Consider the following 12,430-nt stretch of genomic DNA (forward strand, 5'->3'; position numbering starts at 1 on the left):
CCCCATGCAGCCTCTTCTCTCCCGTCTCATCGTCCACTTCCGAACCCCAAAGGTTATTGAAAATTACAGGAAGATCGGAGGCGGCTCACCTCTATTGAAGATCACCAGGGCACAGGCAGAGGCCCTGGAAGCGGCGCTTCGCGGGATGGGTCTCGACGCGCCGGTATTCGTGGCCATGCGGTATACAGCCCCGCGCTCGGATGATGCGGTGCGCGAAGCATTATCCCAAGGGGCAAAAACGATCCTCGCACTCCCGCTATACCCGCATTTCTCACAGGCCACCACCGGGTCGAGCCTGAGCGACCTTAACCGGGCCGCGGCCGCGGTATCTGAGGCGGTCCGCATCCAGGAGATCAAGAGTTTCTGCGATCATCCGGCCTATCTGGATGTGCTTGCCGACAAGGTCAGGCAGGGATTGAATTCCTTTTCGCCGGAACATCACGGAAAGGTAGAGGTGATCTTCTCAGCCCATGCCCTCCCGCAGAAGATGATTGATCAGGGGGATCCCTATCTTTCGGAGATTCAAAAGACCATTCAAGGTGTAGTGCAGAGGGTCGGACCCGTTTTCCATCACCTCGCCTTCCAGAGCCGGAGCGGTCCGGTTCGCTGGATGAAACCCGGAACCGATGAGGTCATCCGCGGCCTCGCCGCGCAAGGAAAGAAGGCCCTGCTCATGGTCCCCGTGAGTTTCGTCTCGGACCATATCGAGACCCTCTACGAAATCGATATCCTCTACAAGGAACTGGCCATGTCATCGGGGATTCTGGAATACAGAAGGACCGAATCCCTGAACACCGACCCCGCCTTCATCTCCGCACTCGCGAAGATTGTGATGGAAAGACTATCGTAAATTGCTTGTTTCTTTGTTTCTTGGGGTCGGACCACGGTAACCTCTTGATACTTATTGGTTCAAGCTCCAATAATAAGTGTTTTGAGCGCTTAGAACCGTATTTTCAGGGGCTAAATGAGTCCCATAAGAAACAATTGGTTCCCGAAGCTCAAATGAATCTTCCTTCTCTATAATTTTTCGCCCTTTGACTTTGAGGCCAAGTTTCTCTTTGGTCTGAAGGACAAACGCTTCACTTCCTACGGCAACGCTCTCTGTCCAACGGCTCTCACGAATATGATTTCTTTTTTGGACGGCATCTTCGATCCAGTCCTTGTATGTACGCTTCAAATCATCCTGACTGATCACATCTATCAAGCCCATTAAGCAAACACTTGCCGTGGTCCGACCCCGCAAACGAAACGACCAATTATTGCTTATGAATGATTACTTTCAAATCCGCATCAAGAAATTCCCAAAGATGAGGATGGCTTTCTACCAAGCGGGCAATATCGCCAAGGTCTTTTAGCTTTTTACTTTGTCTTCTTTCCGTATCTCGCCAGGCTTTAATTTTTCCCCGCAAGGTGTCTTCCAAAGACGCAACTCGCATCAGAATTCCATGTATGTCTGCTGGAACAGACCTATTTGGAAAATCTTTATAAAAATCTTCCGTGCTCAATTGAATGCTTACCTTGGAATGACCACGAAAATTGATTGACCATGGAAAACGTTCCGATTTAAATCCGGCCTCCTCAAGAAGCTTCTTGGCAAGTTCCACTGATTCTGTGGCAACAACAAAGTCCACATCTTGAGTGACCATGGGTTCATCGGCCCAATGATTAACAGCTATGCCTCCTATTGCGCACCATGTAAGATCTGCTCTCTCAAGACAATCAACAAAGCGCATGACATCGTCTGTGCCACCTGCCGTCTGCCAGTCATAAAATTTTTTTGGGGTCATGTTATGATCCTTGATTAAGTTTTCCGTTCACCATCGGTCCGGGTCGGACCACGTTAACTCAATGATAACCAAGAATAAACGTTCAAAATATAAGTGTTTTCAGGCCTTAGAGCCCCGCTTTCATAGGCAAAATGGAACAACATGCTCATAATAATGAAATTGGGGAGAACAAGTCAACATTTAATGTTTTGGAAGTAACCTCATTAGAGTCCTTCAGCATTCATCGTGAACATCATCTTGACCATCTATATCATCGTTGGAACATTCCTTGAAGAGCGAAAGCTCCTGTTCGAGTTCGGTGACGCCTATCGGGAATATCAAAGGAGGGTGCCCATGCTCATCCCCTTTTCGCGGATCCTATGGGAACGTTTAATAAAATCGAGGAGACACTGAGGATCTGCCTTTTTATATTTAAGGTTCTTCTCCTCTACGAGCCATCGGCCATTTAGTGGGTAAAAAGGGTTCGAGGATTCGAGGGGTCAAGGGGTCAAGTGAAATACTGATACCGGTAAACCGAGTACAAGAACGCAAGCAAAATCTCCAGAGAAAAGCACTCGACCCCTTGACCCCTCGGACCTTCGGCCCCTGATGTTTTCACCCACTCTTTTGGAGATGATCCATATTTAATTTTATGGGGGAAAGGACTGTTACTTCATTTTTATTCTTGACATAGTGTTTACGTAAATATACAATTATGTATATTAAAATAAAAGGATCGCCCATGAAGCCCTTTTCGTCACGCTTGATTCAAGACCTGGAGATTTTCCAGCTTCTCATCCTGGATATGATTTATTCTCAACCGATCTCCCTTAAGCTCCTGTTTCAGGGGGGCACGTGTCTGCGCTGGGCCTACTCCGGGACGCGGTATTCCGAAGATCTGGATTTTTTGGGGAAGACTTTGGAGAAACAGGAGATCCGAGTCCTCACACAGACCCTTGAAAAAGGACTGGAGAAAAAGATCCCGGTGCAGTTCGGCCCCGGTTCACTCGAGATCACCGGAGGGGAAAAGGTAAAGGGATCGCTTCACACGATCTGGGTCAAGTACCGGCGTGAGGGAGAGCGAAGCAAAATGGCGGTGAAAATCGAGATACAGGAGGCCGAGTGGAGGGAGGCCGAGCGCTTTGTTCTCCGTCAGATCCCGGAAGTCAACCGCTTTCTGCGTGAGGCGGCGATCCGTGTGCCCTTCGGCAGAAGTGTCGTTCTCTGCGCACCGGCGCCGGAGATCCTGGCGGAGAAGATCAAAGCGCTGGTGGAGCGGCCCTATGTGAAGGGAAGGGACCTGTACGATATCTGGTTCCTGACGCGTACACTTCGCGTGGCCGCGCCGCCCGAATTGATTGTGGAGAGGACAAAGGCATATCCGGGGAGGTTTGCTCCCAAACGGAGCCTGCGCTTCTTCCTGGATCCCAAGGAAAGCAGGAGACTGCTGAATGGAGTGGATGAACTGCGCCGGTTCCTTCCTCCGGAGGAGTTGGAATACTTTAAAGAGCGGGGCTACAAAGAGATCCTGTCGGCGGTTGAAACAACCCTGAAGGATCTGTTGGAGCAGGGACTTCATGAAAGGATCATCGGCTGAGATGAAACATAGGGGCCGAACACCGGCGGGCGAACTTCTTTCACGGCTTCCTGAAGTGTTCGGAGTCAGGGAGCTTGAAAAGTTTCTCCGTTATCCGGCCCAATGGCTGGTCCGCTCTACCGCTTCAGGAAAGATCGTTCGTCTCCAACGGGGGACCTATTGGAACCGATACCGGTATCCGGGCCTGACCGTTCCCTATCTTGCCTGCCACATCAGGGAGGCCCCTTCCTATATCTCCTGCGAGTGGGCGCTTCATGACAGAGGGATTCTGCTTCAACGCCCGTTTGTCTGCTCGGTGGTTACACTGAGTACATCCGTGGGGCGGGAACGGCAGATCCGCCTGATGGGTGAGATCATCGAATTCTCCCACATTTCAAAGAGACTTTTCTGGGGTTTTGAGTCCGTTGAGGGATATTTCCTGGCCACGGCGGAAAAGGCGTATCTCGACACGCTCTATTACGGCAGAGACCCGGAAGAGTGGGGAGAACTGGAGAAAGACGCTCTCAACCCTGAAGCGCTCCGGGACATGGCGGAGAAGTTTCCGCAGTGGGTCGTAAAATTTCTTGGGGTCAGACATTGATAATTAGATATTAAAACAACACGCATGCATCCATAAATATATGTTGAAGAAGATCGTTGAAAGATTTTGAGATGATCCTAAATTATTAAAGCGCTTCTGGAGGGGCAATAGATTAAATATCAAATTATCAATGTCTGACCCCAAACATTATGCCTCCACGGCAAACAGGATTTCCTTTTCTGCCCTGGATACAACATCTCCCTTCTCTGAAGAATCGATCCGGATGTAGTTCTCAGTCGGGACCTCGGTGACGGGTTCCGCGATCTGCTTCTGTGCCTGATAGATATCCCACCTTCCGTCCGAAGGGACGCCGGCTTGCTGCAGGCGGAGTGACAGCCGCCGCTCGACCTCCTGTTCCGGGCAGGTGACCTCGATGATGAAGAAGGGGACCCCGATCTGCTCTGCGATCCGGCAAGCCCGCATCCTGTCATCTCTTTTCAGGAAGGTTGCATCCAGAATCACGGACTGTTCTTTTTTTAATGTTTCCTCGGCCTTCTGCATGAGGGTCTGATAGTTCCGCCGGGTGAACTCCGGAGAGTAGATCCCCTGGTCGAAGGATTCAAACCGGTGTTCCTCCAAGGGAATACCGGCAAGCTCCTTTCGGATCCGGTCACTCTGAAACAGGGCTGCATTGAGTTCCCTGGAAAGGGGCTCGGCCACCGAGGTCTTCCCTGCCCCGGTCAGGCCGGTCATAATCATGAGGTACGGTTTGGAAGATGCATATGAATCGGCTAGGGTGAAATAGGCCTGGGCCGAGGCGAGAGCGGCCTTCCGCTCCTCGTCGGATGTGTATATGTCATTGTAGTTGAAGCTTTCCACCTTGCCCCGAACGTAGGCGCGGTAGCACTTGTAAAAACGGATCAGTTTGAGCAGGTCGAGGTCATGCGTATAATCCACATAGGTCCGGACCAGATGGCGGGAGAGGCCTCTTGCCTCATGGAAGTCGAGATCCATGGCGAGAAACGCCAGGTCCGAGGCCACGTCAATATACCGGAACCTGCGGTTGAATTCCACGCAGTCGAAGATCACGATGGGATCTTCAATGCAGATGTGTTCCATGCGGATGTCGCCGTGGCCGTCGCGGATCTTGTTCTCCTGCATTCTCTTCCGCAGGAGGGGGGCGTGTTGCTCGATGAAGCGGCGGGTGAAATCTGAGATGCGGTGATATGCTTCGGGGCTGACGCAGGCGCCTACGAAGGATTCGCTCTGGCTGAAATTCTCTTCGGTGTTCTTGGATATGCGCTGGGGAGATCCGTAGATTGCGATCTCCGGGTCGGTATGGGCGCGGCTGTGAAATCCGATCAGGAGCAGGGCGATCTCACGGATCGTCTCTTCCCGGATCCCGCCTTCCTGGAGAAGGACATCCATCATCCGATCTTTGGGAAGGCGCCGCATCTTTACGGCGTATTCCACGGCGGCCCCCCCGGGCGCGAGGGTGAACCCGATGCCGGTCTTTCGGATCTCCACGACGTCGAGATAGACATTGGGGGAGAGCCGCTGGTTCAGCAGCACTTCCTGCTCACAGAAGAACTTTCGGGCGGACAGGCCGGTAAAATCCAGGAAGCCGAAATTCACGGGCTTCTTGACTTTATAGACAAACCGGTCGGTGACGAAGAGCGTGGAGATATGGGTCTTCAAAATCTCCACCCGGGAAGGATGCTCAGGGTAAAACACGGGGTCCTGCATGGCCTTCAGGAGTTCGGATTGATCCATATTTTTCTTTTCCTCCAGAAAAGAAAAATGTCCCAAGCAGATCTATAAGCCGGGTTCTGTATCCCATTTTCATGGGATGGTAATCATTCCTCTAGCCCTGATGTCGCCATCAGGGTCAAGCGACCTAACCCGGAGGCATCGGGCGGGCCACCCTCAAGCGCCTCCCTATTTGGTCTTGCTCCGGATGGGGTTTGCCAGGCTGCCCGGTCACCCGGACACCGGTGGGCTCTTACCCCGCCATTTCACCTTTACCCCGGACCAAGCCGGGGCTGTGTATTTTCTGTTGCACTTTCCTTCCCGTCACCGAGACTTCCCGTTAGGAAGCATCCTGCCCTGTGGAGCCCGGACTTTCCTCCCCGGTAAAACCGGGGCGATTACCCGATCTGCTTGGGATGGTGTCATTGTAGCGCGAAATGCGGATTTCGTAAAGGGATAAAGATCCACAGGGTCTGCGGACCCATAAAATAGAGAAACCGGCTTCAATGGTTGATTCAGTCAGGGATAACTTGATAAAAGTCATTTGACTTTTTGAAGGAAGCCGTATAAAAATGAATCAATTTCACCGCAATACGCTGGCATCTTTGAAGGAGAGATTTTGCCTGGAGCCGTCAGGGCCGCCGGAACCGACCGTTTCCGGAAACTGGTCAATGAAAAATTAAAACTCTTTAGAATATCGGATCAAACCTTCCTGATCATCACCGCCATTGCCGTGGGGCTGCTCAGCAGCGGGGCCTACATCCTGCTTAGAAAAGCCGTGGACTGGGTTCATGCCGTCATCTTCGTCGGGGGGCACGAGCTCCTGGGAATCGTCCAGGGCCATTGGACCCTGATTCTGGTCCCCCTGCTCCCTGTCGCCGGCGCCGTTCTCCTGATCCCCCTGTCGCTGATCTTCCCCGGAGAGGTCAACGGGTATGGATTCCCGAAGTTTTTGGAAAAGGTCAACATCAAGGGGGGGATCATCCGTTTGAGAAGTATCGTGATCAGCATCGCGGCCCCGGCCTTGACCATCGGAAGCGGGGGCTCAGCCGGACTCGAAGGCCCTATTGCGGTGATCGGCGGCGCGATCGGTTCGAATACGGGACAGCTCTTCAAGGTGTCGGGCAACCGGATGAAGGTGATGATCGCCTGCGGCACGGCCGGGGGGATCGCCGCGGCCTTCAACGCCCCCATCGCGGGGATCTTCTTCGCACTGGAGATCGTGCTCCTGGGGGACTTCACCCTATTGAGCTTCAGCCCGATCGTGATCTCCTCAGGCATCGCCACCGTGGTCTCCCGAGGATACTTCGGTGAGAACCCCATCTTTCAGGTCAGAACCTATTCCATGGTCAGCAACTGGGAACTCCTCCTCTACGTGATCATGGGGGTTGAGATCGGGATCTTGGCCGTGATCTATATCTACATGTTTTACCGCACCTCTGATTTCTTCACCTGCATGAAGCTTCACCCGCTGGCCAAACCGGTCCTCGGCGCGTCCCTTGTGGGATTGATCGGCATCTTCTTCCCTGAGGTCATGGGGCACGGGTATGAAACCATCAACAACGCCCTGCGAGGGGAGATCTTCTACGGGATCATGATCCTCCTCGCCTTCCTGAAGATCACGGCCACCTCCCTGACCCTGGGGTCCGGAGGTTCCGGTGGGATGTTCGGCCCATCCCTCTATATCGGGCTGATGATCGGCGGCGGATTCGGAGGGATCGTCCACCAGTTCTTTCCGGCCCACACCGCTCCCGTAGGGGCCTATGCCCTGGTCGGGATGGGGGCCTTTCTCTCCGCGGTGACCCACGCCCCGCTGACCGCGATCTTCCTCCTCTTCGAGATCACGCACGACTACCGCATCATCCTTCCCATTATGTTTGCAAGCGTGGTGGGGACCCTGATCGCCAGGACGATCAAGCACGAATCCATGGACACCGAGACCCTGACACGAAAGGGAATCAATCTCCATGCCGGAAAGGAGGTCAACATTCTCCGTTCCATCCAGGTCCGGGAGGTCATGAGCAAGGAGATGACCCTGATCCAGGAGGATATGCCCTTTGACGAGATCGTGAGGGTGGCCACAAGGAGCCACACCCTCTATTTCCCGGTAGTGAACCACAAAGGGAAAATGACCGGCATCCTCTCCTTTCAGGATATCAAGGAGTCGCTCTTCGAGGACGAGCTGAAAAAGTTCATCGTGGCCAAGGATATCTCCTATACGAATGTCATCACAGTCACCCCGGATGAGAACCTCGATTCCGTCATGGAGAAATTCGGGCGCATCGACATCGAAGTCCTCCCCGTGGTCGACCGGTCCGACCCTCAGAAAATTATCGGCATGGTCACCCGAGGGGACGTGGTCAGGACCTATAACCAGTCTATTCTGAAAAGAAAGATGTCCTATGGAGCATAATACAAACCCGGCACATCTCCTCGACGGCCTCAATCCCGAGCAGCGGGAGGCGGTCCTCCACGAGCAAGGGCCTCTTTTGATCCTAGCCGGGGCCGGGAGCGGGAAGACCCGCGTGATCACGCACAGGATCGCCTGTCTAATTCAGGAAAGGGGGGTCGGCCCCATGCAGGTCCTGGCCGTAACCTTCACGAACAAGGCGGCCGGCGAGATGCGGGAGAGGGTGGAGCGCCTGCTCAAACGCGACTGCCGGGGTCTCTGGATCAGCACCTTCCATGCCTCCTGCGCCAGGATCCTCCGGAGCCATATCTCCCTGCTCGGATATGCATCCAATTATGTGATCTACGATACGCAGGACCAGAAGGCCCTGATCCGCTCCTGCGTGAAGGAGCTGAATATCAATGAAAAGCTTTTTTCAGGCGATGCGATCCTCTCCAGAATCAGCCAGGCCAAGAACAGGCTCCTCGGTCCTTCGGAGTATGCCGCAGATGCCAAGAAATTCGGAGTAGAGGCCAAGACCGCCCAGGTCTTCGATCTCTATCAGAGACGGCTCAAGGAAAATAATGCCCTGGACTTTGACGACCTTCTCATGCTCACGGTCCGGCTCTTTCAGAACCATCCCGAGGTTCTGAGCATCTACCAGGAGCGGTTCCGGCACATCCTTGTGGACGAGTACCAGGACACCAACCACGCCCAGTACCGGCTCATCCGCCTCCTCTCGGAGAAGCGCCGCAACCTCTGCGTGGTGGGGGACGACGACCAGGGGATCTACAGCTGGCGGGGCGCCGACATCGGAAACATTCTCTCCTTCCGAAAGGATTATCCGGATCTCAAGGTCATCCACCTGGAAGAGAACTACCGGTCCACACAAACCATCCTGACCGCGGCCTGGCATGTGGTGCAGCAGAACCTTCAAAGAGAGCCCAAGAAGCTCTGGACCCGAGCCGGCCAAGGGGAACAGATCGAATACCATGAGGCTCCCGACGACGTAGAGGAGGCTGAAGCCGTCTCCCTGAAGATCCGGAATTTTCAGGCCGCCGGCAGGAGCCTTTCGGAGATCGCCGTCTTCTACCGGACCAATGCCCAGTCCCGAGTGCTCGAAGACGCCATGCGCCGTCACAGCCTCCCCTATGCCGTGATCGGAGGCTTCCGCTTCTATGATAGGAAAGAGGTCCGGGACCTCCTATCCTATCTCCGGGTGATTGCGAACCCGAACGACTCCGTCAATCTGCGGCGCATCCTCAATGTCCCGCCGAGGGGGATCGGGGCCGCCACACTAAGCCGGCTTTCGTCCTATGCCTCGGAACGCCGGATGCCTCTGTTTTCAGCCATGGACGAGATGGCCGCACGGAACCTGATCGTCGGCCGAGCAGGCAGGGAGGCCGGAGAATTCATACGGATGATCAAAAACCTGATCCGGGAAAAAGAACGGTCCGCCCCGTCTGAGATTCTCCAACAAATCGACAAGGCGATCCACTATACCGGCAGGCTGCAGGAATCCCGTGATCCCGTGGAAATCAGCAGGGCGGAAAATATCCGGGAACTCTACTCGGCCATCCGAGAGTTCGAAGAGATATCCGATGAAAAGACCCTGGAGGCATTCCTGGAGAGGGTCGCCCTGGTCTCGGATACGGACCAGATCGACCCCTCGCTTGGGACCGTCACCCTCATGACCCTGCACAGCGCCAAGGGCCTGGAATTCCCCGTGGTCTTCATGACCGGCATGGAAGAGGGGCTCTTTCCCCATAACAACAGCCTGAAGAGTGAATCAGGACTGGAGGAGGAACGAAGACTCTGTTACGTAGGACTCACCCGAGCCAAGGAGAAGGTCTTCCTCTCCTCGGCGGAATCCAGAAGGATCTACGGCTCCTACCGCGCCTGTATCCCGTCGAGGTTCATAGATGAGATCCCCAGAGAGTTCATATCCCGACCGGCCCGCACCCGGCGTCAGACTCCTTCGGCATCGCCGGAATTCAGCCGGATCGTCCCTTCGGTCCGGATCGAGAACGGTTTCCCCGTGGGGGTGCGTGTCCATCATCCCCTCTGGGGCATCGGCACCATCACCGAATCCGGCGCTTCCGACAAGGGGGCCAAGGTCACGGTCTATTTCCAGCGCGTGGGAACCAAGAAGCTCATCGCCGAACTTGCCGGATTGAAACGGATCTGAAACTATTCTTTTCGGATCAGCCTTGCTGCAAAAAAACCATCCGTGTGATGGAGATGCGGATAGGCATGGAAGTAACCCTGCTCATCGAACATTTCGAGGATAGCCGCTTCCAATTCTTTGGGCTTCTTCTCGATCGTAAATTCCGGTCTCTCTCCAAGGAATCTCCCGATGACCTCTTCATTCTCCTCGGGCTCCGTGGAGCAGGTGGCATAGATTAGCGTCCCCCCATCCCGGACAAACCGGCTGACATTCCGAAGAATGGATAACTGTCTTTCCTGATGCCGGATGAGATCCTCTGCGCTCTTGATCCACTTGGCCTCTGGGTGGCGCCGGATGGTGCCGAGCCCGGAGCACGGGGCATCGATCAGAATCCGGTCAAAGGGCTGAGCAAACTCGACGCGTGACGCGTCCCCGGTTTGCAGCGTCACACTTCGTATGTCGAGGCGTTTCAGGTTCTCCTGCATGCGCGCGATCTTGCCCTCTTCCATTTCGAGGGCGACAATCTCCCCGCGGTCTTGCATGAGCTGCGCAAGATGCGAAGCCTTGCCGCCGGGCGCGGCGCAGGCGTCCAGTATCCTTTCCCCGGGCTTGGCTCCGGACAAATGGGCCACGATCATGGACCCTGGGTCCTGGACATAGAACCATCCCTGTTGATAGCCGGGAAGGGTTGTGAGATCTCCTTGACCTGACACCTCGACTCCTTCAGGAACCAGGGGATGGGGGCGGGCCCCCTCGGCCTGCCCGGAGATCCGGCTGATCCATTCCTCTCTCGATATCTTCAGGGTATTGACCCGCAGGAAAAGCGGAGGGGGGAGGTTGGAGGCTTCCAAAAGACGCTCAGCCGTCCCGGCGCCGAAACGTCGGACCCAGCGTTCCACCAGCCATTCCGGAAAGGAATACGCGGCTTGGAGATAGGAGATGGTCAGAGATGGATCCGGAAGGGAGAGGTCTTCCCTTCTCCGGATCAGGTTCCTAAGGACTGCGTTCACAAACCGGACATGACCTTCATGCCCATACCTCCTGGCCAGTTCAGCCGCCTGGTCCACGGCCGCCCAGTCCGGGACCCGGTCCAGGAAAAGAATCTGGTAGGCGGCGAGCCGGAGGATGTTCCTGATCCTGACCGGCATCGCTTCAAGGGGGCGGCTTGCGATCTGTTGGAGAAAATAATCCACCCTCCCTCTCCACCGGAGCGTCCCCTTGATCAGGTTGAAGAGAAAATTCCTATCCTTTTCCCCGATGCCCCCTGCTCTGGAGAGATGCCGGTTCAGGACCTCGTCGGCAAAGCACGCCTCGGTTTCGACTTCCGTCAGGACATCGAGGGCGATCTGCCGGGAGGTCTCAGCCACGCATGGCCTCGAGCCTTCGGATCCTCTCCTCGATGGGAGGATGCGTGGAGAAGAGCGTGGCGATCCCCACGCCCCGCAGAGGATTCACAATGAACATGTGCGCCGTGGAGGGGCTGGCCTGCATGGGAATCCGCTGGGCGCTATGTGCAAGTTTTGAAAGGGCGCCGGCGAGATATCGGGGATTGCCGGAAAATTCGGCTCCGCCTCGGTCAGCGGCATACTCCCTGGACCGGGAGATGGCCATCTGAATGAGCATGGCCGCGATCGGGGCCAGGATCATCATGGCAATGGCGGCAATCCCTCCTCCGTCTCGGTCATTATCCCTGCGGCCGCCGAAGATCAGGGCCCACTTGGCCATGCTGGCGAGCATGGTGATCGCGCCGGCCAGGGTGGCCGCCATGGTCCCGATTAGAATATCCCGATGCTTGACATGTGAAAGTTCGTGGCCCAGGACGCCCATGAGTTCATTCCTGTCCAGGATCTGCAGGATGCCGGTGGTCACGGCCACGGCGGCATGGTTTGGGTTCCTCCCCGTGGCAAAGGCATTGGCCGCAGGATTTTCGATGATATACACCCTGGGCATGGGAAGCTCCGCCTTTCTCGTGAGCTGTTCCACCATCCCATACAGGTCCGGGGCCTCCGCCCTGGTCACCTCCTTGGCCTTGTACATGGCGAGCACGATCTTGTCCGAAAACCAGTAGGACCCGAAATTCATGACCAGCGCAAAGATCAAGGCGATCTTCATGCCGGAGGGACCGGCCATGGCGTTCCCGGCCAGGACCAGGAGAACAGTCAGGGCCGTCATGAGCAATGTAGTGCGAAAAACATTCATGATGATGACTCCTTATGCATTGAGTAAAAGGGTTTGAGGGTTC

At 55.2% G+C, this 12,430-nt stretch carries 10 protein-coding genes and 1 other RNA gene; 5 read left to right on the forward strand and 6 right to left on the reverse strand.

Going from position 1 to position 12,430, the window contains the following annotated elements:
* Positions 1 to 850 (forward strand): ferrochelatase (locus AUK29_08390; protein OIP62462.1); only part of this gene is annotated, 850 nt, incomplete at its 5' end.
* Between the two features lie 51 nt (positions 851 to 901).
* Here the strand turns inward: AUK29_08390 and AUK29_08395 are convergent.
* Positions 902 to 1,210 (reverse strand): hypothetical protein, encoded by a 309-nt coding sequence (locus AUK29_08395; protein OIP62463.1) that lies wholly within the window; start codon positions 1,208 to 1,210, stop codon positions 902 to 904.
* A 46-nt stretch (positions 1,211 to 1,256) separates the two neighbouring features.
* The gene (locus AUK29_08400; protein OIP62464.1) at positions 1,257 to 1,787 is read right to left on the reverse strand and encodes a hypothetical protein; all 531 of its coding nucleotides are present in this window, start codon (positions 1,785 to 1,787) and stop codon (positions 1,257 to 1,259) included.
* Positions 1,788 to 2,508: 721 nt separating this feature from the next.
* Here AUK29_08400 and AUK29_08405 point away from each other — a divergent pair.
* Both AUK29_08405 and AUK29_08410 read left to right on the forward strand, forming a co-directional pair.
* Positions 2,509 to 3,363, forward strand: a complete 855-nt coding sequence (locus tag AUK29_08405; protein ID OIP62465.1) for a hypothetical protein — start codon at positions 2,509 to 2,511, stop codon at positions 3,361 to 3,363.
* 1 nt (position 3,364) lies between these two features.
* Positions 3,365 to 3,943 (forward strand): hypothetical protein, encoded by a 579-nt coding sequence (locus tag AUK29_08410; protein ID OIP62466.1) that lies wholly within the window; start codon positions 3,365 to 3,367, stop codon positions 3,941 to 3,943.
* A gap of 147 nt (positions 3,944 to 4,090) precedes the next feature.
* Here AUK29_08410 and AUK29_08415 read toward each other — a convergent pair whose 3' ends face one another.
* Together AUK29_08415 and rnpB are read right to left on the reverse strand one after the other, a co-directional pair.
* The gene (locus AUK29_08415) at positions 4,091 to 5,656 is read right to left on the reverse strand and encodes a hypothetical protein (protein OIP62471.1); all 1,566 of its coding nucleotides are present in this window, start codon (positions 5,654 to 5,656) and stop codon (positions 4,091 to 4,093) included.
* A 29-nt stretch (positions 5,657 to 5,685) separates the two neighbouring features.
* Positions 5,686 to 6,046: RNase P RNA component class A (gene rnpB / locus AUK29_08420), an RNA gene on the reverse strand.
* Between the two features lie 205 nt (positions 6,047 to 6,251).
* Between rnpB and AUK29_08425 the strand changes: the two genes are divergently transcribed.
* Both AUK29_08425 and AUK29_08430 read left to right on the forward strand, forming a co-directional pair.
* Positions 6,252 to 8,045 carry a hypothetical protein gene (locus tag AUK29_08425; GenBank protein OIP62467.1) on the forward strand — a complete coding sequence of 598 codons (1,794 nt, stop codon included), beginning with the start codon at positions 6,252 to 6,254 and terminating at the stop codon, positions 8,043 to 8,045.
* Positions 8,035 to 10,209, forward strand: coding sequence for a hypothetical protein (locus AUK29_08430; protein OIP62468.1), 2,175 nt, complete (start codon positions 8,035 to 8,037; stop codon positions 10,207 to 10,209). The genes AUK29_08425 and AUK29_08430 overlap by 11 nt, the downstream gene beginning before the upstream one ends.
* 2 nt (positions 10,210 to 10,211) lie before the next feature.
* On the opposite strand, the gene AUK29_08435 is transcribed toward AUK29_08430, so the two are convergent.
* Positions 10,212 to 11,555, reverse strand: a complete 1,344-nt coding sequence (locus tag AUK29_08435; protein OIP62469.1) for a 16S rRNA (cytosine(967)-C(5))-methyltransferase — start codon at positions 11,553 to 11,555, stop codon at positions 10,212 to 10,214.
* Entirely contained in the window at positions 11,548 to 12,387 is an 840-nt protein-coding gene (locus tag AUK29_08440) for a protease HtpX (protein OIP62470.1), read from the reverse strand. Before AUK29_08440 ends, AUK29_08435 begins: the two co-directional genes overlap by 8 nt.
* Positions 12,388 to 12,430: the final 43 nt, after the last annotated feature.

Source organism: Nitrospirae bacterium CG2_30_53_67, assembly GCA_001873285.1.
Lineage (GTDB): Bacteria > CG2-30-53-67 > CG2-30-53-67 > CG2-30-53-67 > CG2-30-53-67 > CG2-30-53-67.